This is a genomic window from Sanguibacter biliveldensis, assembly GCF_033798665.1.
Lineage (GTDB): Bacteria > Actinomycetota > Actinomycetes > Actinomycetales > Cellulomonadaceae > Sanguibacter > Sanguibacter inulinus.
Window position 1 is genome coordinate 3,372,972 of the sequence record NZ_CP138359.1, and the last position, 25,362, is coordinate 3,398,333.

The following is a 25,362-nucleotide window of genomic DNA, read 5'->3' on the forward strand; positions in this document are numbered from 1 at the left end:
TCGGACCGACGCCCGGCTCAGCCAGCAGGCGGGCAGCCGACCACGCCCCGCAGGCGTCGTCCCGGTCCGCTGAGACACCGGCGACAGCCCTCTCCTCCCCCCTTTACAGCGCTGTAAAGAATGCGCATACTGTCGTCATGAGCGCATCTGCTGCCCCGTCACTCGTCCGCGCCTCCGTCCAGGACGGCACCTACCCCCGACCTCAGCTCGTCCGCGCCGACTGGGTCGACCTCTGCGGGACCTGGCAGCTCGCGACCGACGACGCCGACGAGGGTCTGGCCGCAGGCTGGTCCGACGCACAGTCATTCGACCGGACCGTCGTGGTGCCCTTCCCTCCGGAGTCCCCGGCCTCGGGCGTCGCAGACACCGGTTTCCACCCCGTCCTCTGGTACCGCCGCGACCTCTCCGCCGACGACCTCGACAGCACCGGACGGTCCGCCGACAGGCCGACAGTCCTGCTGCACCTAGGAGCCGTGGACCATCGCGCCGACGTCTGGCTCAACGGCACCTACCTGGGCGGGCACGTCGGCGGCTCGACCCCGTTCACGCTCGACGTCACCCGCGCGATCGACCCCGCCCGGGACGTGCAGAACCTCGTGGTCCGCGCCTTCGACGACCCAGCCGACGTGGAGCAGCACCGCGGGAAGCAGGACTGGCAGCGCGACGCCCACAGCATCTGGTACGACCGCACGTCCGGGATCTGGCAGCCCGTGTGGCTCGAGGCCGTCCCCGAGCTGCACGTCACGCACCTCACGTGGACGACCGACCTGCAGGCCGGGAGCGTGACCCTCGACGTCGAGCTCAACCGCCGCCCGGCAGCCCCCGTCGACCTCCGTGTCGAGATCGACCACGAGACATCGGTGCTCGCCTCGGTCACGGTCCAGACCTCGGAGCCGCGCAGCACCGTGCAGATGTCGATCCCACGCCAGCGCAACGGACAGGACTACGAGACCCTCCTGTGGAGCCCTGAGCAGCCGACGCTGCTCGACGCGCGTGTGCAGGTGGTCCCGGCCGCAGGACAGGCGCCAGCCACGGCTGACGGCGTGAGCTCGTACCTGGGTCTGCGGTCGGCGTCGACAGGTGGTGGGCACTTCCTGCTCAACGACCGTCCGTACTACGTGAGGTCTGTGCTCAACCAGGGTTTCTGGCCGCAGTCGCACCTCGCTGCGCCGAGCGCCGACGCGCTGCGCGCCGAGGTCCAGCTCATCAAGGACCTCGGTTTCAACGCCAACCGGGTGCACCAGAAGATCGAAGACCCGCGCTTCCTGTTCTGGGCGGACCGCCTCGGGCTGCTGGTCTGGGAGGAGGCGCCGAGCGCCTACACGTTCTCGGGCACAGCGGTCCGCCGGATGCTCACGGAGTGGAGCGAGGCGATCCACCGGGACGCCTCGCACCCGTGCATCGTCACGTGGGTGCCGATCAACGAGAGCTGGGGTGTCCAGCACGTCGCGCACGACGAGCAGATGAAGCACTACACGCAGGCACTGTGGCACCTCACCCATGCGCTCGACGGCACACGTCCCGTCGTGTCCAACGACGGGTGGGAGCTCACAGACTCTGACGTGTGGTCGGTCCACGACTACGACGCCTCGCCCGAGGCGCTCTCCGAGCGGTACCGCGACCCTGCGGCCCTCACCACGCTCCTCGAGGGTGTCGGTCCTGCTGGGCGGCGCATGCGCCTCACCGGCGAGGCCGACCGCGGTCAGCCGGTGATGCTCACGGAGTTCGGCGGGATCACCTTCGCCGCTGGTGCAGAGGACAGCACCTGGGGCTACAGCCGCGTCGGCACGGCCGACGATCTCGACGCGCACCTCTCAGCCGTCGTGGGAGCCGTCCGCGGAGCCCACCTGGCCGGGTTCTGCTACACCCAGCTGGCCGACACCATGCAGGAGGCGAACGGTCTGGTCGACGAGCACCGCCAGCCGAAGATCCCCGCCGAGCGCATCCGACAGATCATCAGCGGCTGACGCTCCTTCGCCGCCACCGGTGCGTGCCGCGGACAGGACGTCCAGGGCACGCACTGCGTCACGACAGCATGCTGGGGCCCCGCTTCACGCCAGCAGCCGCTCGCCACGACACGGCATCAGGTCACGCGCAACCTCGTCACGGCCGGGTCGCGCGCTCCAGCAGCTGCAGCACGTGGACGTAGGGGCGGCCCGTCGCGCGCGACATGCCCATCTCGCACGTCCGGTTCGCCGAGGCGTAGGCGTCGAGACGGCCGTCCCGGGTGACCTCGTAGGCTGCGACCTCGGCAGCCTCGCGCGCCGTCGCGCTCGCCGTGAGCTCGGGGTGCAGCATGCCGCGGTCCCCTGCGAATCCGCAGCACCCCCACGAGGGCGGGACGAGCACCTCGCTCGCGACGACCCCAGCAAGTGCGACGAGGTCGTCGACGATCCCCAGGTGCACGGTCGAGCAGGTCGGGTGCACGGCCGTCGTGCGCAGCCGCTGGGTCACGGTCAGCCTGGCGAGCAGAGACTCGCGCACGAAGGTCACCGCGTCGACGATGCGCAGCCTGTCGAAGCGCTCTGCCCAGGCGCCGTCGAGCTGGCTGCCGAGGTCGCGCAGGCCGTGGGTGCACGAGCTCGCGTCGGTGACGACGGGGAGCCTGCCACCGTCGGTGGCCTCCCACAGCGCCGCGACGGTGGCGTGTGCCATCGTGCGGTGCCCGTCGGTGAGGCCCTTCGACTGCCAGACCGTGCCGCAGCACAGGCTGTCGATCGCGTCGGGGACGACGACCGCCGCGCCCGCGCGGTCGCAGAGCGACACGAAGGCTCCTTCGGCACTCTCGAGCAGCCCGTCGGCGCCGCGCTCGGCGGCGAAGATGCCTCCGACGCAGCTGGGGAAGAGCACGACCTCCGGGGCTCCTGCTCCACGCTGCCCTCCCCTGCGGCGGCTCCCCGGGCCTGGGAGGTCGCCCGAGGCGCTCGGGACGAGCTCGTGCGGGAGCACCGAGCGGGCAGCCGCCGTGACGGCGCCGAGCACGCCTCCGGGCAGGGGTGCTGCCACGGCGAGCCCGGCGCGGGCGGCTGCGCCCACAGCGCCCCAGTGCCGGGCGGCGAGGTCTCCGGCGCGCTGGGCAGCGCTGCCGCTGCGGCCCGCGCGCTCGGCGCGGAAGGACTTCATCACCTTCCCGGTGTCGATGCCGACAGGGCAGGCCGTGACGCACAAGGAGTCGGCGGCGCAGAGGTCGACGGCATCGTAGCCGAAGTCCTCCTCGATCGCGGCGCGCTGGTCGGGTCCGGCTGCAGCCATCGTCCGGAGCAGGACGATGCGCTGTCGGGGTGTGACGGTGATGTCCTTGGAGGGGCAGACGGGCTCGCAGTACCCGCACTCGACACAGGCGTCGACCCTCGGGTCGACCTGCGGGACGAGCTTGAGGTGCTCGAGGTGCGCGCGGGGGCCGTCCGGGAGCACCACCCCGGGGTTGAGCAGGCGCTCCGGGTCGAAGAGCTCCTTCACCCCGGTCATCACCGCGAACAGCTCGGGGCCGTACTGGCGCTCGACGAAGGGTGCCATGACCCGCCCGGTCCCGTGCTCGGCCTTGAGGGAGCCGCCCTGGCGGAGCACGAGCTCGACGAGGTCCTCGGTGAAGGCCTCGAAGGCTCTCAGCTCTGCGGGGTCGTCGAGCCGCGGGCTGATCATGAAGTGCAGGTTGCCGTCCTTCGCGTGGCCGAAGACGACGGCGTCGTCGTAGCCGTGCCGGTCGAAGAGGGCATCGAGCTCGGTCATGGTCGCGCTCAGCGCGGGTACCGGGACGACCACGTCTTCGAGGAGGGCCGTGGTGCCGACAGGACGGGCGCCCGCGACGGCCGTGTAGAGCCCCTTGCGCAGCGTCCACAGCGCGGCACGCTCGGCCGGGTCGACGGTGAGCGAGACCGGCAGGACGAGCGGGAGCTGCGCTGCGACCTCGTCGACGTGGGCTGTCGCGGCCGCGAGCACCTCGCCGTCGTCGGCCTGGAGCTCGAGCAGGAGCGCCGTGTGGCCGTCGAGGACGAGGGAGCGCAACGGGTCTGTCGGGGCGAGGGACGGCTGGACGACGCGCAGCGACGCGGCGTCCATGAGCTCGAGCGTGCGCGCACCGGCGCGGGTGAGCGCTCCGAGGGCGTCGGTCGCGTCGGTGAGGGTGGCGAAGACGAGCAGCCCCGTGGCAGCGAGCGGGAGGACCGGGACCGTGCGGAAGGTCGCCTGCGCGACGAAGCCGAGGGTGCCCTCGGACCCCACGAGCAGGTGCTCGAGGATCGCGACGGGGATGTCGTGGTCGAGGAAGGCGTTGACCGAGTACCCCATGGTGTTCTTCATGGAGAACAGGTGCCTGATGCGCTCGACCGAGGCCGCGTCACGCCGGACCCGGTCGCGCAGGTGCAGGAGACCTGCGTGCAGGGCGGGCTCGGCGCTCTGCAGGCGGGCGTCGGCGTCCGGGTGGGCGGTGTCGAGCACGGTGCCCGAGGGCAGCACGACGACGAGGGAGTCGAGGGTCGCGTAGGTGCTGGCCTCGGTGCCGCAGGCCATCCCCGAGGAGTTGTTGGCGACCACCCCGCCGACGGTGCAGGCGACCTCGCTCGCCGGGTCAGGACCGAGGCGGCGGCGGTACGGGGCGAGACGCGCGTTGACCGACCGGATCGTCGCGCCTGGTCCGCAGCGGACCAGGCGGCCCCCGTCGAGCACCTCGACGTCGCGGAACCCGGCCCGGGTGTCGACCTGGAGCCCTGTCCCGCTCGCCTGCCCTGAGAGGCTCGTGCCGCCCGAGCGGAAGGTCACCGGCCGCCCGACCGTCGACGCCAGCCGGAGGGCCGCGACCACGTCGTCGACCGACTGCGCGGTGACGACGGCGTCGGGGACCAGCAGCACGTGCGAGGCGTCGTGGGCCCGGGCGGCGAGGTCGATCGGCCGCAGGTGCAGCTGGTCGGCGGTGAACTGCGCCCGCAGCGCGCCTCGCAGCTCCGCGGCGACCACCTCGGAGGCGTCGTCGGGGGTGGTGCGGGCTGGCGCCTGGGCGGTCATGGGTCCTCCGGTGGTGCGGGTCTAGGACGTCGTCAGGTCCGTTGCGGCCTGCGGGTGGGCTGTCGGCGGTCGCGGACCGCGTCGTAGGTGAGCTGGAGCGCGTCGAGGCTGCGCTCGTAGGTCTGCTGGGCGACGCCGACGAACAGGCAGTCGACGACGGTGAGCTGGGCGAGCCGGCTGCCTGTCGCGCCCGAGCGGAACGTGGTCTCGCGCGCCGCCGTGGTGAGCACGTGGTCGGCCTCGCGGGCCAGCGGCGACCTGGGGGCGTTGGTGATCGCCACCGTCACCGCCCCGTTGGCACGGGCCAGGGCGAGGGAGTCGATGGTGTCGGCCGTCAGGCCCGAGTGCGAGATGGCGATCGCGATGCCCCGCTCGTCGAGGAGCGCGGCGGAGACGAGCGCCTGGTGGGGGTCGGGGAAGGAGAACGCGACCTGCCCGATCCTGTGCAGCTTCTGCTGGAGGTCCGCCGCCACGATGCTCGACGCCCCGACCCCGTAGATGTCGCAGCGGTCGGCGGCGATGAGCGCGTGCACGACGGCCTCGAGCTCGGGGATCGACAGGGCCTTGGCGGTGTCCTCGACCGAGCGGGCGTCGGCGTACGAGATCTTCTCGACGACCGAGGCGAGGTCGTCGCCGGGGGCGATGTCTCCGGAGAGCTCGAAGGCGGCGTCGGTCCGCGAGCGCCCGCCCATCTCGGAGGCGAGGGCGAGGCGCAGCTGCGGGTAGCCCCGCACGCCGAGCTCTCGGCAGAACCTCACGACGGTCGTCTCGGAGGTGTCGCAGGCGTCGGCGAGGTCGGAGATGGTCATCGCGGCGACCTCGGCGGGGCGGGCGAGGATCTGCTCGGCGACGCGTCGGATCGCGGGCTGGAGGTCGGGCAGCAGACCTCGGATGCGCACAGTCAGCGGGACGGCGGGGTCCGTGGTCCCGGGCGCGGCGTGCTCTGTCGTCATGAAGGAAACTTACCTTCGATCAGTAGAGCAGCACAGCGTCGGGCCGGTGGCTCCGCGGGGCCAGCAACGTCGATACGGGGACCCCGGCGTCGACCGTCGTGCGCAGGGCGTCCGAGCCCCACAGCAGGTCGACGAAGGGACGGCGACCGGGCAGCACCTCCGACGGGCCCGCGGCCCCGGTGCCCGACGGCCCTTCACGTCCCGGACCCGCAGAACCGTCCTGGGACGAACCGTCCTGGACAGCGGGCTCTGCCGGCTCCGGCAGCCGCCAGCCGAAGTCCTCGGGGTACAGCCTCGCGACGGTCTCGACGAGCAGCACCCCGGTCCTGACGGGCTCGAAGGCGACGGGGTCGCTCACGTGGACCTGGACCCCGCGCACGAGCTCCCCCGCGAAGGCGTGGAAGGTGGGCGTGAAGGTCGTGGGACGGAACAGCACACCGGGCAGCCCGAGCGCCGTGAGGGCTGGTGCCAGCCGGGCGTCGACCCACGGCGCCCCGACGATCTCGAAGGGCCGGGTGGTGCCGCGACCCTCCGAGAGCGTGGTCCCCTCGACGATCCCGGTCCCCGCGTAGACGAGGGCCGTCTCGGGGGTCGGCATGTTGGGCGAGGGCATCACCCACGGCAGTCCTGTCGCCGCGCAGAGCATGTCGCGGGTCCAGCCCTCGAGCTCGACGACGCGCACGGGGCCTGTCGGCAGCCCGGCTGCGGCGTCGTCAGCGCGGACCGCGAGCGCGAGCTCACCGGCGGTGAGCCCGTGGCGCTGCGGGACGGGCACCCGTCCGACAAAGCTGGCGAAGGCCGGGTCGAGGTCGGGCCCCTCGACCGCGAGACCACCGAGCGGGTTGGGCCTGTCGAGCACGACCACGTCGATGCCCACGCGGGCCGCCGACCGGAGGCAGTCGACGAGCGTCCACACGAAGGTGTAGTAGCGGACCCCGATGTCGGGGAGGTCGACGAGCAGCGTGTCGATCCCCGAGGCCAGCAGCAGCGCGTCGAGTGCGGCGTCTGCGACCAGGTAGGTGTCGTAGACGGGGAGACCCGTGGCCTCGTCGAGCCCGAGGTCGTCGCTCGCCCCCGCCTGCGCGGCACCGCGCAGCCCGTGCTCGGGGCCGAAGAGCGCGACGAGCGGGGCGCCTGCGTCCTGGAGCGCTGTCGAGGTGAGCCGGAGGTCGGCCGTCACCGCGGTGTCGTTGGTGACCAGGCCCCAGCGCGTCCCGCCGACGAGCGTGGGGTCGGCGACCAGCCTGTCGGCGCCGGTCCTGACGACGCCCGTCCTGACGACGCCCGTCCTGACGACGGGGTGCGGGCGGGAGGTCATGAGCGGGGCTCCTCAGACGGGTGGGGCGGGGTCGCTGGGCTCGTGTGCCGGGGGACCACCTGCCCGTCGGCACCGACCAGGTCGACAGGCAGCACCCCCGTCACGGCTGCGGCCCCGGCGAGAGCGCCACCGGCAGCACGTGCGCTCGGCGCGACGTCACCGAAGGTGAGCAGCAGCGGGACGCCGTCCGGGACGAGGGCAGAGTCGGACGGGCTGCGGGTCGCCACGACGCAGACCTGCGCCCCGGTCTCGGTCGCGAGCGCGAGTAGCCGGGCGAGGTGGCGGGACTGCTCGGGGTCGCGCCAGGCGTCGCGCGTCGCGACGACGAGGACATCCGGCGTCGCCCCGCCGAAGCCCCGGGTCGCGGCAGCCACGATCGTGTCAGGGTCGTCGTCGAGAGACTCGGTCCAGACCTGCGCCCCGGCAGCGCCGAGCCTGTCGGCGAGGACGGCGCTCACGTCGACACCCCGCAGCTGCGGGTCGGTCCGCAGACCGACGACGAGGACTCGCGACCCCGGGGTCCCAGCCCCCAGCACCCAGGTGGTCGACGGGTCTCGCCACACGAGGGAGGCGCGGGCGGCCCGCTCCGCCGTGATCGCGTGCTGCGGGGTCGCGAGCGGTGCCTCGACGTCGATCCCGTCGCCGGTCAGCCCCAACCGCTCCTTGAGCCTGAGGATGCGCCGGGCGGAGTCGCGCAGCGCGTCGCGGGAGAGCACGTCGTCCGCGAGCGCCGCCAGGACGGCGTCGATCGCCGCCTCGGGGTCACCGGGCATGAGCAGCTGGTCGACCCCTGCGGCGAGCGCGGCGACAGCGCCTGCACCGGGTCCGTCGGCCAGCTGCGCGCCGGCCATGTCGAGGGCGTCGGTGACGATCACCCCGTCGAAGCCGAGCGCCTCACGCAGCTCTCCGGTGACCACGGCGCGTGAATAGGTGGCCGGGGTCCCGGCGTCGACCGCGGGGAACACCAGGTGCCCGATCATCACGGCGTCGGCTCCCGCGGCGATCCCGGCGGCGAAGACGGCCCGCTCCTGACGCTCCCACGCGTCCCGGGTGAGCTCGAGGACCGGCAGACCGAGATGGGAGTCGACGGTGGTGCTGCCGTGCCCCGGGAAGTGCTTGAGGGTCGAGGCGACACCGGCTGCGGCCAGCCCCCGCACCGTCGCGGACACCTGGCGCGCTGCGGCCTGGGGGTCGGCACCCGGCGAGCGCACCCCGATGACGGGGTTGCGCGGCTCGACGGCGAGGTCGGCGACCGGGGCGAAGGCGTGCCGGATCCCTGTCGCGCGCAGCTCGGTCCCGCTCGTCCGGGCGACCTCCTCCGTGAGCGCGACGTCGTCGGCGGCGGCCAGCGCCTGCGCGGAGGGCAGCCGGGTGCTGCCCTGGCGCAGGCGGCTGACCGTGCCGTTCTCCTGGTCGGCGCTCACCAGGAGAGGCGCGCTCGCGACCTGCTGCAGGCGACGGACGAGGTGACGGATCGCGTCGGGCGAGTCGCCCTCGGCCGTCTCGGGGAAATAGCAGACGCCGCCGATGTGGCGAGCTGCGACGAGGTCGGCGAGGGCGTCGACGGGGGTCCGCCGCACACCGTCGGTCGCGGCGGGGTGGCCGCCGTCGGCAGTGGTGACCGAGTCGTCAGGACTGTCGGGCTCGTCGACGGTGATGCCCCGCGCGGAGTGGGTCCCGACCGCGAGGCTGAACAGCTGGCCCACGAGCCGCGCGTCGTCCCAGCCGTCGACGGAGTCCACTGTGGCGACGGCGTCATCGCTCGCGACGGCGTCCGAGGCATCGACGGCGTCATCGCTGCCGAGGACGTCACCGGGCCCGGCCGGCCCAGGCTCGGACGGTGCGGACGCAGCCCCCCGGGTCGACGACGGTCCAGTCTGAGCCGTTCCGGTGTGCTGAGTCACGAGCGCAGTCTCCGTCGGTGCGAGGTGAGATGTCCATGGGTCGAGGGGAGGCAGGTTCGGCGCGTCCGACAGGGCGGTCTGCGCGTGGGTGAACCCCACCCTTCACGACATCCCGACGGTAACATATTTACCAAGATTGCTATAGGCTCGGCAATCACATACATAGACCGACGAGGAGCAGCTGTGGACACGACGGGCGCGACCGGCGCGAGCGCGGAGATCGACCTGAGCACGCTCACCACCGAGTCGGTCGACCCCCGCTACAGCGACCTCGACACCCTGGACGTCGCGGCGCTCGCCGCCGCGATGAACGAGGCCGAGGCCGAGGTCCCCGTCGCCGTCCGCGCGGCGCTCCCCCAGATCACCGAGGCCGTCGAGCAGATCGTCGACAGGGTGCGCGCCGGCGGGCGCATCCTCTACGTCGGCGCCGGGACACCCGGCCGGCTCGGCGTCCTGGACGCCTCGGAGTGCCCGCCGACCTTCTCGACCGCCCCGGAGACCGTCCAGGGGATCATCGCCGGCGGACCTGCAGCCCTCCGGGACGCCGTCGAGGGCGCGGAGGACGACACCGCAGCCGGGGCCGCACTCGTCGACGAGCACCTCGTCACGGCGGTCGACGCCGTGGTCGGGCTGACGGCCTCGGGCCGGACCCCCTACGTGCTCGCGGCCATCGAGGCCGCCCGCTCCGTCGGTGCGCTCACCGTCGGGGTCTCGTGCAACGCCGGGGCCGAGCTGAGCACCGTCGCCGAGCTCGCGATCGAGGTCGTCGTCGGCCCGGAGATCGTCTCGGGCTCGACCCGCCTCAAGGCGGGGTCCGCGCAGAAGCAGGTCCTCAACATGATCTCGACGGTGAGCATGGTGCGGCTCGGCAAGACCTATGGCAACCTCATGGTCGACGTCGCCGCGACCAACGCCAAGCTGCGGGTCCGGGCCCGCAGGCTGGTCGAGCAGATCGCTGCGGTCGACCCGCAGACCGCAGACTCCGCCCTCGCCGCCTCGGGCGGGCACGTCAAGGTCGCCGCGGCGATGCTCGTCCACGGCGTCGACAGGCCGACGGCCGAGCAGTGGCTGGCGGACGCCGACGGGCGTCTGCGGACCGTGATCGAAGGGCGGTAGGCAGGTGGACCTCGTCATCGGGGCCGACGTCGGCGGCACGTCGACCAAGGTCGCGCTCGCGACCACCGCGGGCAGGCTCGTGGCCTACGAGACCGGGCCGGGCGGCAACATCCGCTCCTCCCCCGCAGACCTCGGCACGACGCTCCGCCAGACCCTCGGCCGAGCGCTCGCCGACCACGACCCCTCCCAGGTGCGCGCCAGCCACCTCGGCGTCTCGGGGGCAGGACCCGCGGCCGTCGGCACGGTGACGGCGCTCTGCACGACCGCCCTCCAGAGTGTCGGCGCGAGTGGCCCCGTCGAGGTCCGCACCGACCTCGACATCGCCTTCGCCTCGGCGGCGACGGGGACCACCGGCCTGCTCCTGCTCGCCGGGACCGGGGCGGTCGCCTGCTCGGTCGAGGACCTCGTGACAGTCGGCCGCTGCGACGGGACAGGCTGGTTGCTCGGCGACGTCGGGTCGGCCGTGTGGTTCGGACGTCGCGCCCTCGAGGCCGCAGCCGCCGACCTCGACGGCCGCGGTCCCGCGACAGCGCTCACCTCTCTCGTCCTCGCGCACCACGGGGTCGACCCGCTCGACGACCCTCGTCAGGGCCTCGTCGCAGCGGTCTACCCGCTCGCCGTCTCAGAGCACGGTGGGCTCGCACCGCTCGTCCTCGCGGCAGCAACCGCAGGCGACCTCGTGGCCCAGCAGGTGGTCGACGAAGGTATCGACGCCCTCGTCCGCACAGCCCACGCAGCGCTGACCGACACCCTCGGCCCGGGACGCCTGCACACACCGCGCCGCCCGCCCGAGCTGGTGCTCGCCGGAGGGCTGCTCACAGCCCCCGGCCCCATCAGGTCCGAGGTCGGCCGCAGGCTCGCCCACGACCTCGACCTCGCTCCCGGTGCTGTCCACGACGCGCTCGCGCCCGTGGTCGGCGCGCTGCGGCTGGCCGTCCGGGCTGCAGGCGGCCCGGACCTGGCTCCCGAGACGCTCGCCACGCTCCGCACAAGGGTCACATCCTGGACAGGAGCGGGTGAGGCGAGCCCGCAGACCTAGGCTGCCACGACCCCAAGGCGCGTCAGCGCACCCGCTGGCGCCGACGAGCGGAGACCGCATGACCCGCGAGGCAGACCCCACGTCACGCCAGCACAGCACCCCGACAAGCCCTGCCGGAGAGCCGCAGCTCGAGCGCGCGCTCTCCAACCGGCACCTGCAGCTCATCGCCATCGGCGGGGCCATCGGCACGGGCCTGTTCATGGGCTCGGGCAAGACCATCTCGCTCGCCGGTCCGTCGGTGCTGCTCGTCTACGCGGTCATCGGCTTCATGCTGTTCTTCGTCATGCGGGCCCTCGGCGAGCTGCTGCTGTCCAACCTGGGCTACAAGTCCTTCCGCGACATCACCTCGGACATCCTCGGTCCGTGGGCGGGGTTCTTCACGGGGTGGACGTACTGGTTCTGCTGGATCGTCACCGGTATCGCCGACATCGTCGCCATCTCCGGGTACATGGCCTTCTGGGCACCCGACCTGGCACGCTGGATCCCGGCCCTCGCGACCATCCTGCTGCTGCTCGGGCTCAACCTCGTGGCCGTGCGGCTCTTCGGCGAGCTCGAGTTCTGGTTCGCCATCATCAAGATCGTCGCGATCGTCGCCCTGGTGGTCACCGGGATCGTGCTCGTCGCGATCGCCTTCCAGTCCCCCGACGGCTCCGAGGCCACCCTGACGAACCTCTACTCCGACGGCGGGTTCTTCCCGCACGGGGTCAGCGGGTTCCTCGCCGGCTTCCAGATCGCCCTGTTCGCCTTCGTCGGCATCGAGCTCGTCGGCACCGCCGCCGCGGAGACCAAGGACCCCGAGAAGAACCTGCCGCGGGCGATCAACTCGATCCCCATCCGGATCGTGCTGTTCTACCTCGGTGCGCTGCTCGTCATCATGGCTGTCACGCCGTGGCGCAGCATCTCGCCCGACGAGAGCCCCTTCGTCGCCATGTTCGCCCTCGCCGGGCTGCCCGCCGCAGCGGCCGTCGTGAACTTCGTGGTGCTCACCTCGGCCGCGTCGTCGGCGAACAGCGGGATCTTCTCGACCTCGCGGATGATGTACGGCCTCGCGCAGGAGGACGAGGCACCCCGCAGCTTCGGGCGGCTCTCGAAGAACCACGTGCCCTCGCGCGGGCTGATCTTCTCGTGCGCGTGCCTCGTGCCCGGGGTCGCGCTGCTCTACACGGGAAAGAGCGTCGTCGACGCCTTCACGCTCGTCACGACGGTCTCGTCGGTCCTGTTCATGTTCGTGTGGACGATGATCATCGTCAGCTATCTGCGCTACCGCCGCGACCGCCCGGAGCTCCACGAGTCCTCGGCCTTCACGATGCCCGGCGGGGTCGTCATGTGCTGGGTGGTCCTGGCCTTCTTCGCCGCGATGATCGTCGTGCTGCTGCTCGAGAAGGACACCCGAGACGCGCTGCTCGTCACGCCCGTGTGGTTCGCGGTCCTCGGTGTCGCGTGGGCCGTCATGCGGCGCCGTGGGCACGGCGGACGGGTGCCGGTCGCGAGGGCCGACGGGACGACGTCCGTCTGACTGGGCCGCGCGGGTCCGTCGTCGCCGCCCTCGCACACTCGCACTCGCACTCGCACTCGCACTCGCACTCGCACTCGCACTCGCACTCGCACTCGCACTCGCACTCGCAAGACGACGATGCCCGGACCCCGGGGTCCGGGCATCGTCGTCTTGTGCATGTCGTCCGCCGGGGCTACTTCTTCGTGTGGAAGGCCATCTGGGCCTTCTCGAGCCCTTCGGTGACGACCATCTCGACGGCGTCGGCGCTCGTGTCGATCAAGAACGGCAGCTCCTTGCGCTCGACCGTCCCGAAGTCCTTGAGCACGAAGTCCGCGGTGTCCATCCGGCCCGGAGGCCGGCCGATGCCCGTGCGGACCCGGAGGTAGTCCTTGGTCCCGAGGGCCTTGCTGATGTCGCGCAGACCATTGTGCCCGCCCTCGCCGCCGCCGATCTTGCAGCGGACGTCACCGAAGGGGATGTCGAGCTCGTCGTGGACCACCAGCACGTGGTCAGGCTCGACCTGGAAGTACTGGGCGAGACCGGCGACAGGACCGCCCGAGGTGTTCATGTACGTCGAGGGCTTCGCGAGGACCACGCGCGGTCCGGGGACGCCGCCGGGCAGGACGCCGAGGCGCACCTCGGCGACGCTCGCGCGGGACCTGTGCGCGGAGAACGAGCCACCGTGCCGCGAGGCCAGCTCGTCGAGCACCATCTGCCCGACGTTGTGGCGGTTCCTCGCGTACTGCGCCCCAGGGTTGCCGAGCCCCACGACAAGCCACAGCCCGTCTGTCATCGTGTCCACGTCTCTCTGCTCGCTGCTCGTCGCCCGGCGCTGTCGTGCAGCTGCCGTGCCGTGCTCGTCGGGCCTCTCGTGAGGCCACGGTGCGCGTCACCGCGAGGTGCGCACGCAGACGCCAGAGCGCCCGGCACCAGAAGGGTACCGGGCGCTCCGTCGACAGATCAGGCCGGAGCCTGAAGGGTCAGGTCGTTCACTCGCTCTCGGCGGCCGATGCCGACGCGGCGGCCTGCTGGGCGGAGACCTCAGCAGCGGCCTCGTCGTCAGCGGAGTTGTCCTGCGGGACCGAGATGAGCACGACGTCGGCGTCGGCCTCGGTGATGAGGGCCGAGCCCTCGGGGAGGACGAGGTCGCCCGCGGTGATGACCGTGCCGGCCTCGCGGCCGGTGACGTCAGCCTCGATCCACTCGGGGAGGTTCGTGGCGAGGGCCTCGAGGACGACAGTCTGCGACTGCACGATGTGGATGGTGCCGGGGACCGGCTCGCCGATGACGTGCACGTTGACCTCGACCTCGACCTTCTCGCCCTTCTTGACGATGAGGAGGTCGACGTGCTCGATGACGTTCTTGACCGGGTCGCGCTGGACGTCCTTCGCGAGGGCGAACTGCGTGGTGCCGTCGAGCTCGATCTCGAAGAGAGCGTTCGACTGCTTCAGCGCGAGCATCGTCTGGTGGCCGGGGAGGGCGACGTGGACGGGGGCCGTGCCGTGGCCGTAGAGGACGGCGGGGATCTGGTTGTTGCGGCGGGTGCGGCGTGCAGCGCCCTTGCCGAACTCGGTGCGGGTCTCGGCGACGAGCTTGTTGTTGTCAGACACGTGGAACTCCTGGGACAGATGATGGGCCGACGATCAGTGGGATACCTTCGGCTGTGACCTGGAGCGGCACGAGGTGCGAGAGAAGCTGCCTCACCAGGAAACGGGCGGTGCTCTACGGCGCAGACCACAGACGGACGCGCGGGAGCGGACCGCCCAGTCGATCACGGAGGTCGTGACGTTCCGGAGCATTCCGGCCCGTCAGACGTCCCTCGCCGAGGCAACCTGGCCACTGTACCGGCTAGGAGGCTCCCGAGTCGAACTCCCAGCGGACCGTGACGCTCGCCGAGACCTCCTGGGTCCCCGGGTCGACTCCGATCTTCGCGGCCATCGCGTCGGCGCGCATCGCCATCGGCCGCGGACCGCCGCCCGCGGGGGCTCCGTCGAGGACGTCGACCACCCGGCCCAGCGACCGCCCGGCGAGGGCCGCCAGCTGCTCCGCGACGGCGTGGGCGTCGCGGAAGGCCGCCTCGCGCGCCGCCCGGACGAGCACCTCGGTATCACCCACGACCACGTGCATCGACTCGAGCCGCGCGACCGGCCCGGCTGCCGCCAGGGCTGCGCGCACGCACTCCCCCGCCGTGTCGACGTCACGCACCCGGGCCCGCAGCGTGAGCCGGGCGGTCGTCACCTGCTCGCCACCCTCGCGGTTCTCGGTCCAGGTGGAGGTCTGCGCCGTCTGCAGGTCTGCGGCGGCCACCCCGTGGTCGGCGAGGGCCGACCGCGCCGAGTCGAGCCCCGCGGCCGCGGTGTCGAGCGCCTGCTGCACGTCGGGCGCAGTCGCCTCCGCCCCGAGCTCGACGTCGACCACGTCAGGCACAGCCGCAGCGCTGCCCGTCCCGGTCACGGTGATCCCCTCAGACCTGCGCGTCTTTCCCATCCGCCCATCCTCCCCCTCACGCCCGCCGACCGCGAGAGCAGCCCCGCAGGACGCGCGACGCCCGGCGTCCCTCGTGGGAGGGAGGCCGGGCGTCGGTCGTGCAGCGAGGGCGAGTCTCAGGCGTTGCCCTCGAAGAGGGACGTGACCGAGCCGTCGTCGAAGACCTCGCGGATGGCGCGGGCCAGCAGCGGGGCGATCGACAGGACGGTGAGCTTGTCGAAGGTGCGGTCTGCGCTGATCGGCAGGGTGTCCGTGATGACGACCTCGCGGGCGCCGCACTCGCTCAGACGCTGCGCCGCAGGGTCGGAGAGCACGCCGTGGGTCGCCGCGATGATGACGTCCTTCGCGCCGGCGGCGAGGATCACCTTGACCGCCGAGGCGATCGTGCCACCGGTGTCGATGAGGTCGTCGACGAGGACGCAGGTGCGGCCCTCGACGTCGCCGACCACACGGTTCGCGACCGACTGGTTCGGCTTGGTGATGTCACGCGTCTTGTGCACGAAGGCCAGCGGGGCGTCGCCCAGCTTGGCGGCCCACTGCTCGGCCACGCGGATGCGCCCGGCGTCGGGCGAGACGACAGCGACGTTCGCGAGGTCGACGCGGGTGCGCACGTAGTCCGTCAGCAGCGGCATCGCCCAGAGGTGGTCGACGGGTCCGTTGAAGAAGCCCTGCAGCTGGGAGCTGTGGAGGTCGACGCTCATGATGCGGTCCGCACCGGCCGTCTTGAACAGGTCCGCCATGAGGCGGGCCGAGATCGGCTCGCGCCCACGGTGCTTCTTGTCCTGGCGGGCGTAGCCGTAGAAGGGCTGCACCACGGTGATCGTCTTGGCGGACGCCCGCTTGAGGGCGTCGACCATGATGAGCTGCTCCATGATCCACTGGTTGATCGGGGCCGTGTGCGACTGCAGGACGAAGACGTCCGCGCCGCGCACGCTCTCGCCGAAGCGGACGTAGATCTCACCGTTCGCGAAGTCGTAGGCCGTGGTCGGGACCAGACCGGTCCCGAGCTCACGGGCGACGTCCTTGGCGAGCTCGGGGTGAGCGCGACCAGAGACGAAGACGAGTCGCTTCTCGCCGTCGGGGGAGACGATGCCAGTCATCAGTTGCGGTGTCCTTCAGTGGAGACGTCGGCTCCAGGCTGCGGCGCGGCCTGGTTCGTGGAGGCTGTCGGGGGGCTCGGGACGGGCAGCGTCGCCTGGTGGTCGGCGAGCTCGGCGCGCGCCTGCGCGCCGAGGCCCTGCGAGGCTGTGTCGTCGGCACGGCGGAGCCGCTCGGCGGCGCGGGCCGCGTCGCTGCCCGGGCGGCGGCGCTCGACCCAGCCCTCGATGTTGCGCTGCGGGCCTGCGGACACGGCGAGCGCACCCGAGGGGACGTCGCTGCGGACGACGGTGCCAGCCGCGGTGTACGTGCCGTCGCCGATGTGCACGGGCGCCACGAGCAGGTTGTCGGCACCGACCCTCGAGAAGGACCCGACGGTCGAGCGGTGCTTGGTGACCCCGTCGTAGTTGACGAAGATGGTCGCCGCACCGATGTTCGTGTGCTCGCCGATGGTCGCGTCACCCACGTAGGACAGGTGCGGGACCTTGGAGCCGTCGCCGATCGTCGCGTTCTTCGTCTCGACGAAGCCGCCGATCTTGCCGCCGGAGCCCAGGACGGTCCCCGGACGCAGATAGCTGAAGGGGCCGACGCTCGCGTTGTCGCCGATGACGGCGAGCTCAGCCTGCGTGCGGGACACCGTCGCGTGCTGGCCCACCTCGGTGCTCGTGAGCGTGGTGTCGGGGCCGACCGTCGCGCCCTCGCGGACCACCGTCGCCCCGTAGAGCTGGGTGCCGGGGAGGATGGTCACGTCGCGCTCGAGCTCGACGTCGACGTCGACCCAGGTCGTCGCCGGGTCGACGACCGTGACGCCTGAGGCCATCCAGTCGGCGAGGATGCGGCGGTTCATCTCGGCGCCCAGGACCGCGAGCTGGACGCGGTCGTTGACACCCTCGACGAGGAAGGGGTCGTCGGTGCGCAGGGCCCGGACCGAGCCGCCCTGCGAGCGGGCGATCGCGAGCACGTCGGTGAGGTAGACCTCGCCCTGCGAGTTGTCGCGGTCGAGGTTGCCGAGACCGTGGCGCAGGACCGCGGCGTCGAAGACGTAGATCGAGGAGTTGATCTCGCGGATCTCACGCTGCTCGGGCGTGGCGTCGCGGTGCTCGACGATCGAGAGGACCTCGCCCGTCGACGCGTCGCGGACGATGCGGCCGTAGCCTGTCGCGTCCTCGACCTCGGTCGTCAGGACGGTGACGGCGTTGCCGTCGGCGTGGTGCGCGGCGAGCAGCTCGCCGAGCGTCCCGGCGTCGAGCATCGGGACGTCGCCCGCGATGACCACGACGGCCCCGGTGACACCGTCGCCGACGCCGCGGCCCTCGCTGCCCTCAGGGACACCGTCGTGCGCGGCCGCGGCGTGCGCGGCGGCGTCGAGGACACCCATCGCGCACTGGACGGCCCGGCCGGTGCCGGGGACGTCGTCCTGGTCGACGACGAGGACGGAGGGGTCGATCTCGAGGGCGTGGCCTGCGACGGCCTCGCGCTCGTGCCTGACGACGACGGCGACCCGCCGCGGGTCGAGGCCCCGGGCGGCTGCGAGCGCGTGCCCGAGCATGCTCCGGCCGGCGAGGGTGTGCAGGACCTTGGGGGTGGCAGATCTCATGCGCGTCCCCTCGCCTGCTGCGAGGACGACGACGGCCGCGGGTTGAGCGGTGGTCACGAAGGGACTCCCAGGTGCTCGGGTGGGTCTGCAGACGACGCCACCGATCGTGACGTCCGCTCCGCCCCCAGGACTCGAACCTGGACTAAAGGCACCAAAAACCCTTGTGCTGCCGATTACACCAAGGCGGAAGGAGCTCAGGCCACCCGGGACGCACGTGCACGCAGGCGCTGCCCGGGCGCTCGGACCTCATTCTGCCAGGATTTTCGTGCGCACCAAACGCCGGCCGCAGGGGCCGGTCCGGCATGATGGTGGCGTGGCCTCCGACAACAAACGTGCCCCCCGCCCGCGCATGACCGCGAAAGAACGCCGAGAACAGCTCATCGACGTCAGCCGAGCCCTGTTCGCGCAGAAGGGCTTCGAGGGCACGAGCGTCGAGGAGATCGCCGCGAGGGCACAGGTGTCCAAGCCCGTGGTCTACGAGCACTTCGGGGGCAAGGAAGGTATCTACGCCGTCGTGGTCGACCGCGAGATCCAGGGGCTCACGACCGCCCTCACAGGCGCCCTGACAGCGGGCGGTCACCCCAAGGTCGTCCTCGAGCGCACAGCACTGGCCCTGCTCACGTACATCGAGTCCTCCGAGGACGGGTTCCGCGTGCTGGTCCGCGACTCCCCCGTCGCACAGGCGACGGGCACGTTCTCGAGCCTCATCGGCGACGTCGCGACCCAGGTCGAGCACCTGCTCGCCGAGCAGTTCCGGCGGCGCGACCTCGACCCCGCCGTCGCGCCGATCTACGCCCAGATGCTCGTCGGGATGGTCGCGCTCACGGGCCAGCACTGGCTCGACGCCCGGAACCCGAGCAAGCACGAGGTCGCCGCGCACCTGGTGAACCTCGCCTGGAACGGGCTCAGCGGGCTCGAGCGCCGGCCGTCGATGACCGACACGTCGAGCATCGCGCAGACCCCGGGGATCGGGGGCGCGCCGCACACCTCGTCGACCGTGAGCCTGCCTGCAGCGGTGCGCACGGCCCCGACCACCACGGGTCCGACGAGCGCCTGAGCCGAGGCGCTCATCACCCCCACGCTCCCGACTCCCGACTCCCGAGCTGCAGGCTGCAGGCTGCGCAGGGCGCGGACACCAGGGCTGCAGGGCGCAGGTGCCGGATCCCCGGGCTAGAGCCCGGCGCCCGAGGACGCACACCCCTCGTCCCTTCGGACGACAGACGTCCAGCCCTCGATCAGCCGATCGGCTACTTCTGCCCCCGACAAGGGGTCAAAAGCCGTGAAGCACCCGAGTGGGCGGAATTGCAGTGGTGCCGGGCACCCTCCGCTCCCCTAACCTGGGAGACGTCTGTGCAACCCGACACACCTGTGAGGGAACGACCATGCCCATGCTGGAGATCGACAACCTCTCCAAGTCCTACGGCCCGCTGCGTGCGCTCGACTCCATGTCCTTCTCGGTCGCCTCGGGAGAGATCTTCGGCTTCGTCGGCTCGAACGGCGCCGGGAAGTCGACGACGATGCGGATCGCCCTCGGGGTGCTCGCCGCAGACTCGGGCGAGGTGCGCTGGGACGGTGCTCCGCTCGACGTGGCTGCGCGCCGGACCGTGGGCTACATGCCCGAGGAGCGTGGCCTCTACCCCAAGATGAAGGTCGCCGACCAGCTCGTCTACCTGGCGCGCCTGCACGGCATGAGCGCCTCGGACGCCCGCGCGGCGATGGAGCACTGGACCGAGAAGCTCGGTGTCGCCGCACGGCGCGACTCCGACGTCCAGACGCTCTCCCTCGGCAACCAGCAGCGTGTCCAGCTGGCCGCCGCCCTCGTGCACGACCCCGAGATCCTCGTCCTCGACGAACCGTTCTCGGGTCTGGACCCCGTCGCGGTCGACGTGATGAGCGGTGTCCTGCGCGAGAAGGCCGACCAGGGCGCGCCCGTCGTCTTCTCCTCTCACCAGCTCGAGCTCGTCGAGCACCTCTGCGACAGGGTCGGCATCATCCGGGCAGGCCGCATGGTCGCGTGCGGGACCGTCGACGAGCTCCGCTCGCACGCCGCACCCCGCTGGCTCGTCGACGCACCCGGTGCTGCACCAGGCTGGGCGGACGCCCTGCCGGGGGCGCGGGTGGTCAGCACGACAGGCTCGCGGACCGTCGTCGAGGTGGGCCGCGAGCCCGACGCCGAGCAGGCGGTCCTGCAGGCGGCTCTCGCGACGGGCACGGTCCGCGAGTTCGCGCCGCAGCGCGCGAGCCTCACCGACCTCTTCCGCGACGTCGTGAGCGCCGAGGCCCCCTCGGAGGACACCCCCAGCACCGACACCCCCACGAAGACCAAGCGGTCCTTCCTGAGCAAGGGACGAGCAGCATGAGCACCACGACCGCACCCCTGAGCCCCTGGTCGGCCGTCAGGCTCGTCGCGAGCCGTGAGATCAAGCAGCGCGCCGGCTCGAAGGCCTTCCTGTGGACCACCGTCGTCCTCGTCGTGCTGATCGTCGGCGGGGCCTTCCTCGCCCAGACGCTGCGCGGCGGCGAGAGCACCCTCGCCGTCGGCGTCACCCAGGAGACCGCCGCGCTGGCGGAGTCGGTCACCGAGACGGCCTCAGGATTCGGCACCACTGCCGAGGTCACCACCGTGACCGAGGAGCAGGGCCGCACCCAGGTGCTCGACGGCGACCTCGACGCCGTCGTGCTCTCGGCCGAGGGCGGCACCGTGAAGGTCATCACGAAGTCGACCCTCGACACCGACCTCAGCTCGGTCCTCACGGTGATCGCCCAGCAGACCGTGCTGGCCGAGCAGGTCACCTCCCTCGGGGGCGACCCCTCCGACGTGAGCCGCGCGGTCGCGCAGGCGAGCGTCGACGTCGAGGCGATCGAGCCCCCGCGCGAGATCGACCCGTCCCAGATCATCTCGGCCTACCTCGTGGGCATCCTCATGTTCATCAGCCTCCAGCTCTGCGGGGCGATGATCGCGCAGGGCGTCGTCGAGGAGAAGTCCAGCCGCGTCGTCGAGCTGCTGCTCGCCACGGTCCGCCCCTGGCAGCTCATGGCCGGCAAGGTGCTCGGCATCGGCGTCATCGGTCTGGGTCAGGTGGTCGTGCTGGTCGCGGCGGCCGCCGGGAGCGCTGCGGGCTTCGGCCTGCTCGACGGCATGGACCTGAACCTCGGCGCCACCGTGCTGTGGACGATCGCGTGGTTCCTCATCGGCTTCACCATGTACGCGCTGCTCTTCGCGGCGGCCGCAGCGCTGGTCTCACGCCAGGAGGACGTCGGCACCGTCACCACGCCGATCCTCATGCTCATGATGATCCCGTACATCGTGAGCGTCTCCGTCGCGCCCTTCGCCCCCGACAGCCCCGTCGTCGTGTGGCTCTCGTACCTGCCGTTCACGTCGCCGCTCATCATGCCCACCCGGGTCGCCGTCGGCGGTGTCGAGATGTGGCAGGTCGCCGTGGTCATGGCGGTCAACATCGCACTGGTCCCGCTGCTCGTCTGGCTCGCCGGTCGCATCTACTCCAACGCCGTGCTGCGCTCGGGCGCACGCATCAAGCTCAAGGACGCGCTGCGTGCAGCGTGACGCACGAGACAGCCGTCAAGACTCTTGACGTCAAGTAATGTCAGAGGATGAGCTCAGACGAGGTCCGCGAGGACGAGGTGGACCGCATCATCGCGGCCTGGGGCCGCGTGCGACCCGACCTCGACGTGTCCCCGCTCGCGGTCCTGTCGCGCGTCTCGCGGCTCGACAGGCACCTCGACCTGGCTCGCCGCGGGGCCTTCGCCCGCAACGAGCTCGAGCCGTGGGAGTTCGACGTGCTGGCCGCCCTGCGCCGGACCGGTGAGCCGCACGTCCTCTCCCCCGGGGCCCTGGTCACGCAGACGATGGTCACCAGCGGCACCATGACCAACCGCATCGACAGGCTCGCCTCGCGTGGGCTGGTCGAGCGGGAGCCCTCACCCGACGACAGGCGCGGGGTGCTCGTCCGCCTCACGGCGGACGGGCTCGCCCGGGTCGACGCGGCGTTCAGCGACCTGCTGGCCGTCGAGCACGAGGTCCTCACGGTCCTCGATCCGGCGGACGAACCCGCCATCACCGATCTGCTGCGACGGCTCGTCGCCCAGTTCGACACCCTCGGCTGAACCACCGCGAGAGACCAGGACCACCATGCACGCCGCCCTCATCCCCTGGCTCGACCCCGCCACGATCATCCCGAGCATGGGGCCCTGGGCCCTCGTCGGGGTCTGCCTCATCATCTTCGCCGAGACCGGTCTGCTCGTCGGGTTCCTGCTCCCCGGGGACACCCTGCTGTTCTTCGCAGGGCTGCTGACCCACACCGGGGTCATCCCGATCAACATCTGGTGGGTGTGCCTGGCCATCGGCTTCGCGGCCTTCCTCGGCGGGGAGGTGGGGTACCTCATCGGCCACAGGCTCGGCCCACGGGTGTTCGAGCGCAAGGACTCCGGGCTGTTCAGCACCGAGAACGTCGCCCGGACCAACGCGTTCTTCGAGCGCTTCGGCGCCCTCGCCGTCATCCTGGCCCGCTTCATCCCCGTGGTGCGGACCTTCGCCCCCGTCGCTGCGGGCGTCGCGCACATGAGCTACCGCCGCTACTCGCTGTACAACCTCGTCGGGGCCGTCGTCTGGGGCATCGGGCTGACCATGCTCGGCTTCCTGCTCGGAGGCATCCCGTGGGTCGCCGAGTTCGCCGAGAAGTACATCGACCTGGTGATCCTCGGGGCCGTCGCGCTCACCCTGGTCCCGACGGTCATCCACTACGTGCGGTCGACCCGCAAGGCACGTCGGGCACCCGTGGCGCCCGCCCCGCAGGACCCTGAGGTCACCGCCGTCTGAGTCCGGCGGGCCCGGCCCGCCCGCGTACCCTTGCCGGGTGGCTCATCTACTCGGGGGCGAATCCCTCCACCTCTCCTTCCCCACCAAGACCGTCTTCGGCTCCGTGACAGTCGGCGTGAACGAGGGCGACCGCGTCGGGATCGTCGGACGCAACGGTGACGGCAAGTCGTCCCTGCTCGCGATGCTCTCCGGACGCCTCGAGCCCTCCGGTGGACGCGTCACCGTCCGGAACGGCACCCGTGTCGGGGTCCTCGACCAGGGCGACACCCTCGACCCCACCAAGACCGTCGCCGACTCGATCGTCGGCTCGACGCCCGAGCACGAGTGGGCCGGGGACCCGAAGGTCCGCGACGTCATCGCCGGGCTGGTCACCGACCTGCCATGGGACGGCCTCGTGGGCGAGCTCAGCGGAGGCCAGCGCCGCCGCGTCGCCCTCGCCGCGCTGCTCGTCGGCGACGACGACCTGCTGTTCCTCGACGAGCCCACCAACCACCTCGACGTCGAGGCCATCACCTGGCTCGCCGGGCACCTGCGCACGCGCAGGTCTGCCTCAGCGGGCGGTCTGCTGGTCGTGACCCACGACCGCTGGTTCCTCGACGAGGTCTGCACGGCGACCTGGGAGGTGCACGACGGGATCGTCGAGCCCTTCGAGGGCGGCTACGCGGCGTACATCTTGCAGCGCGTCGAGCGCGACAGGATGTCGGCCGCGACCGAGGCCAAGCGGCAGAACCTCATGCGCAAAGAGCTCGCGTGGCTGCGTCGCGGCGCCCCGGCCCGCACCTCGAAGCCGAAGTTCCGCATCGAGGCCGCCAACGAGCTCATCGCGAACGAGCCGCCCGTGCGCAACTCGGTCGAGCTCGCGCAGATGGCCACCTCCCGCCTCGGCAAGGACGTCGTCGACCTCATCGACGTGTCCGTGAGCTACGGCGACAAGCAGGTGCTCAAGGACATCACCTGGCTGATCGGCCCCGGCGAGCGCACCGGGATCCTCGGCATGAACGGGGCGGGCAAGTCGACGCTGCTGTCCCTGGTCACCGGGGACCTCCAGCCGTCGTCAGGTCGCGTCAAGCGTGGCAAGACCGTCAAGGTCGCCACCCTGACGCAGCAGCTCGCCGAGCTCGAGGACATCGCGGACAACAGGGTGAGCGACGTGATCGCCCGGTACCGCACGTCCTACGTCGCCGGCGGCAAGGAGATGACCCCGGGCCAGCTGCTCGAGCGGCTCGGCTTCACGGCCGTGCAGCTCGCCACCCCTGTCAAGGACCTCTCGGGTGGTCAGCGCCGTCGTCTCCAGCTGCTGCTGATCCTGCTCGACGAGCCGAACGTGCTGATCCTCGACGAGCCGTCGAACGACCTCGACACCGACATGCTGGCCGCGATGGAAGACCTCCTCGACTCCTGGCCCGGCACGCTGCTCGTCGTCTCGCACGACCGCTACCTGCTCGAGCGCGTGACCGACCAGCAGTACGCGATCCTCGACGGCGGGCTCCAGCACGTGCCCGGGGGTGTGGACCAGTACCTGCAGATCATGGCCGGCCGTACCTCGACCAGCCGGCCCTCCACGCCGACCAGCTCGCAGGGCGGCGGCCAGAGCGCACCGTCGAGCGCCGAGGCGCGCGCCGCGAAGAAGGAGCTCGGCGCCGTCGAGCGCAAGCTCACCAAGCTGACCGACCAGATCGCCGCGGTCCACGCGTCGATGGCCACCCACGACTCGAGCGACTTCACAGGGCTCGGGGAGCTCAACGAGAAGCTCCGCGCCTTCCAGAGCGAGGTCACCGAGCTCGAGATGCGCTGGATGGAGCTCGCCGAGCAGGCTGGCTGAGCCGGCTCTCGCGAAGCAAGGCTCCCGGGAGCGACCTCCGTCATCGGGTGGGGACCTCTCCCCCGCGGGCGCACGGCAGCGAGCCGTGCGCCCGCCGGCGTGCCAGGCTGGGCCGGTGCCCACAGTCGAGTCCTCGATCATCGTGCCCGTGCCGCCCGCGACGGCCTTCGCCGTGTCGCAGACCACCGGGGAGACCCGGTTGCGCTGGGACCCCTTCATCCGCCGCCAGCAGCTCCTCGACGGCGCGCAGGTCCCGGCGAAGGGCGTCAGGACGCTCACGGTCCACAGGCTCGGTCTGCGGATGGTGAGCGAGTACGTCTCGTACGCGCCGCCGACGAACGTGGGCATGAAGATGATCCGTGGCTCGTGGTTCTTCGAGCGCCTGGCCGGCGGCTGGCGGTTCTCCCCGGTCGACGGTGACCCGACCAGCGCCCGGGCCGTCTGGCGCTACAGCTTCGCGTGCCGCCCCCGCTGGCTCGCGCCGATCGCCGAGCGGGTGGGCACGATCCTGCTCCAGCGCGACATCGACGCCAGGATCGCCGGCTTCGCCCGCGGCTGCGCCGACCCTGTGGTGGTGGCTGCGGTCTCCTGAGGCCGGCGTGGTCGTCCGGCGGGACGGAACCGCGACAGGCTCCAGGTCGAATCGATCCGAGATTCTTCTCGAATCGATTCGACATCGAGCCGCAGATCCCCCT

The 25,362-nt window shown here is 71.7% G+C and carries 20 protein-coding genes and 1 tRNA gene; 11 read left to right on the plus strand and 10 right to left on the minus strand.

Translation table 11 applies throughout. From position 1 onward, the window contains the following. Positions 1 to 137 precede the first annotated feature (137 nt). Positions 138 to 1,967 carry a glycoside hydrolase family 2 protein gene (locus SANBI_RS14715; RefSeq protein ID WP_319156333.1) on the plus strand — a complete coding sequence of 610 codons (1,830 nt, stop codon included), beginning with the start codon at positions 138 to 140 and terminating at the stop codon, positions 1,965 to 1,967. Between the two features lie 136 nt (positions 1,968 to 2,103). Here the strand turns inward: SANBI_RS14715 and SANBI_RS14720 are convergent, their stop codons facing one another. Genes SANBI_RS14720 through SANBI_RS14735 form a run of 4 tightly spaced genes read right to left on the minus strand, consistent with a single transcriptional unit; the run spans position 2,104 to position 9,176 of the window. Then, complete coding sequence (locus tag SANBI_RS14720) at positions 2,104 to 5,001, minus strand: FAD-binding and (Fe-S)-binding domain-containing protein (protein ID WP_319156335.1); 2,898 nt, start codon at positions 4,999 to 5,001, stop codon at positions 2,104 to 2,106. A 32-nt stretch (positions 5,002 to 5,033) separates the two neighbouring features. Further along, entirely contained in the window at positions 5,034 to 5,954 is a 921-nt protein-coding gene (locus SANBI_RS14725) for a MurR/RpiR family transcriptional regulator (RefSeq protein ID WP_319156337.1), read from the minus strand. A gap of 19 nt (positions 5,955 to 5,973) precedes the next feature. Continuing rightward, positions 5,974 to 7,272, minus strand: coding sequence for an exo-beta-N-acetylmuramidase NamZ family protein (locus tag SANBI_RS14730; protein WP_319156339.1), 1,299 nt, complete (start codon positions 7,270 to 7,272; stop codon positions 5,974 to 5,976). Beyond that, entirely contained in the window at positions 7,269 to 9,176 is a 1,908-nt protein-coding gene (locus SANBI_RS14735; RefSeq protein ID WP_319156341.1) for a glycoside hydrolase family 3 protein, read from the minus strand. The genes SANBI_RS14730 and SANBI_RS14735 overlap by 4 nt, the downstream gene beginning before the upstream one ends. Positions 9,177 to 9,359: 183 nt before the next feature. Between SANBI_RS14735 and murQ the strand changes: the two genes are divergently transcribed. Genes murQ through cycA form a run of 3 tightly spaced genes read left to right on the plus strand, consistent with a single transcriptional unit; the run spans position 9,360 to position 12,847 of the window. Then, positions 9,360 to 10,292 (plus strand): N-acetylmuramic acid 6-phosphate etherase, encoded by a 933-nt coding sequence (gene murQ, locus SANBI_RS14740; protein WP_319156343.1) that lies wholly within the window; start codon positions 9,360 to 9,362, stop codon positions 10,290 to 10,292. Positions 10,293 to 10,296: 4 nt separating this feature from the next. After that, positions 10,297 to 11,331, plus strand: a complete 1,035-nt coding sequence (locus SANBI_RS14745) for an N-acetylglucosamine kinase (RefSeq protein ID WP_319156345.1) — start codon at positions 10,297 to 10,299, stop codon at positions 11,329 to 11,331. 58 nt (positions 11,332 to 11,389) lie between these two features. Next, positions 11,390 to 12,847, plus strand: a complete 1,458-nt coding sequence (gene cycA / locus SANBI_RS14750; RefSeq protein WP_319156347.1) for a D-serine/D-alanine/glycine transporter — start codon at positions 11,390 to 11,392, stop codon at positions 12,845 to 12,847. A gap of 172 nt (positions 12,848 to 13,019) precedes the next feature. Here cycA and pth read toward each other — a convergent pair whose 3' ends face one another. From pth to SANBI_RS14780, 6 genes are all read right to left on the minus strand, one after another. Then, positions 13,020 to 13,619: an aminoacyl-tRNA hydrolase gene (gene pth / locus SANBI_RS14755; protein WP_319161328.1), complete on the minus strand. Its 600-nt coding sequence runs from the start codon at positions 13,617 to 13,619 to the stop codon at positions 13,020 to 13,022. A gap of 196 nt (positions 13,620 to 13,815) precedes the next feature. Further along, the gene (locus tag SANBI_RS14760) at positions 13,816 to 14,436 is read right to left on the minus strand and encodes a 50S ribosomal protein L25/general stress protein Ctc (protein WP_319156349.1); all 621 of its coding nucleotides are present in this window, start codon (positions 14,434 to 14,436) and stop codon (positions 13,816 to 13,818) included. A gap of 238 nt (positions 14,437 to 14,674) precedes the next feature. Next, positions 14,675 to 15,313: an SIMPL domain-containing protein gene (locus tag SANBI_RS14765; RefSeq protein WP_319156351.1), complete on the minus strand. Its 639-nt coding sequence runs from the start codon at positions 15,311 to 15,313 to the stop codon at positions 14,675 to 14,677. A gap of 116 nt (positions 15,314 to 15,429) precedes the next feature. After that, positions 15,430 to 16,413 (minus strand): ribose-phosphate diphosphokinase, encoded by a 984-nt coding sequence (locus SANBI_RS14770; protein ID WP_056128560.1) that lies wholly within the window; start codon positions 16,411 to 16,413, stop codon positions 15,430 to 15,432. Then, positions 16,413 to 18,065, minus strand: coding sequence for a bifunctional UDP-N-acetylglucosamine diphosphorylase/glucosamine-1-phosphate N-acetyltransferase GlmU (glmU, locus tag SANBI_RS14775; RefSeq protein WP_056128557.1), 1,653 nt, complete (start codon positions 18,063 to 18,065; stop codon positions 16,413 to 16,415). Before glmU ends, SANBI_RS14770 begins: the two co-directional genes overlap by 1 nt. A 59-nt stretch (positions 18,066 to 18,124) precedes the next feature. Beyond that, positions 18,125 to 18,196 (minus strand) — tRNA-Gln (locus SANBI_RS14780). Between the two features lie 161 nt (positions 18,197 to 18,357). Here SANBI_RS14780 and SANBI_RS14785 point away from each other — a divergent pair. The 7 genes from SANBI_RS14785 to SANBI_RS14815 all read left to right on the plus strand — a co-directional run bounded on the left by SANBI_RS14785 (position 18,358) and on the right by SANBI_RS14815 (position 25,259). Beyond that, positions 18,358 to 19,065 (plus strand): TetR/AcrR family transcriptional regulator, encoded by a 708-nt coding sequence (locus tag SANBI_RS14785; protein ID WP_408669711.1) that lies wholly within the window; start codon positions 18,358 to 18,360, stop codon positions 19,063 to 19,065. A gap of 325 nt (positions 19,066 to 19,390) precedes the next feature. Then, the gene (locus SANBI_RS14790) at positions 19,391 to 20,368 is read left to right on the plus strand and encodes an ABC transporter ATP-binding protein (RefSeq protein WP_319156355.1); all 978 of its coding nucleotides are present in this window, start codon (positions 19,391 to 19,393) and stop codon (positions 20,366 to 20,368) included. Continuing rightward, complete coding sequence (locus tag SANBI_RS14795; RefSeq protein WP_319156357.1) at positions 20,365 to 21,573, plus strand: ABC transporter permease; 1,209 nt, start codon at positions 20,365 to 20,367, stop codon at positions 21,571 to 21,573. The genes SANBI_RS14790 and SANBI_RS14795 overlap by 4 nt, the downstream gene beginning before the upstream one ends. Positions 21,574 to 21,620: 47 nt before the next feature. Then, positions 21,621 to 22,133, plus strand: coding sequence for a MarR family winged helix-turn-helix transcriptional regulator (locus SANBI_RS14800; RefSeq protein WP_056128548.1), 513 nt, complete (start codon positions 21,621 to 21,623; stop codon positions 22,131 to 22,133). A gap of 25 nt (positions 22,134 to 22,158) precedes the next feature. Then, positions 22,159 to 22,845 (plus strand): DedA family protein, encoded by a 687-nt coding sequence (locus tag SANBI_RS14805; protein WP_319156360.1) that lies wholly within the window; start codon positions 22,159 to 22,161, stop codon positions 22,843 to 22,845. Between the two features lie 37 nt (positions 22,846 to 22,882). Then, complete coding sequence (locus SANBI_RS14810; protein ID WP_319156362.1) at positions 22,883 to 24,667, plus strand: ABC-F family ATP-binding cassette domain-containing protein; 1,785 nt, start codon at positions 22,883 to 22,885, stop codon at positions 24,665 to 24,667. A 115-nt stretch (positions 24,668 to 24,782) separates the two neighbouring features. Next, positions 24,783 to 25,259: an SRPBCC family protein gene (locus tag SANBI_RS14815; protein WP_319156364.1), complete on the plus strand. Its 477-nt coding sequence runs from the start codon at positions 24,783 to 24,785 to the stop codon at positions 25,257 to 25,259. Positions 25,260 to 25,362: the final 103 nt, after the last annotated feature.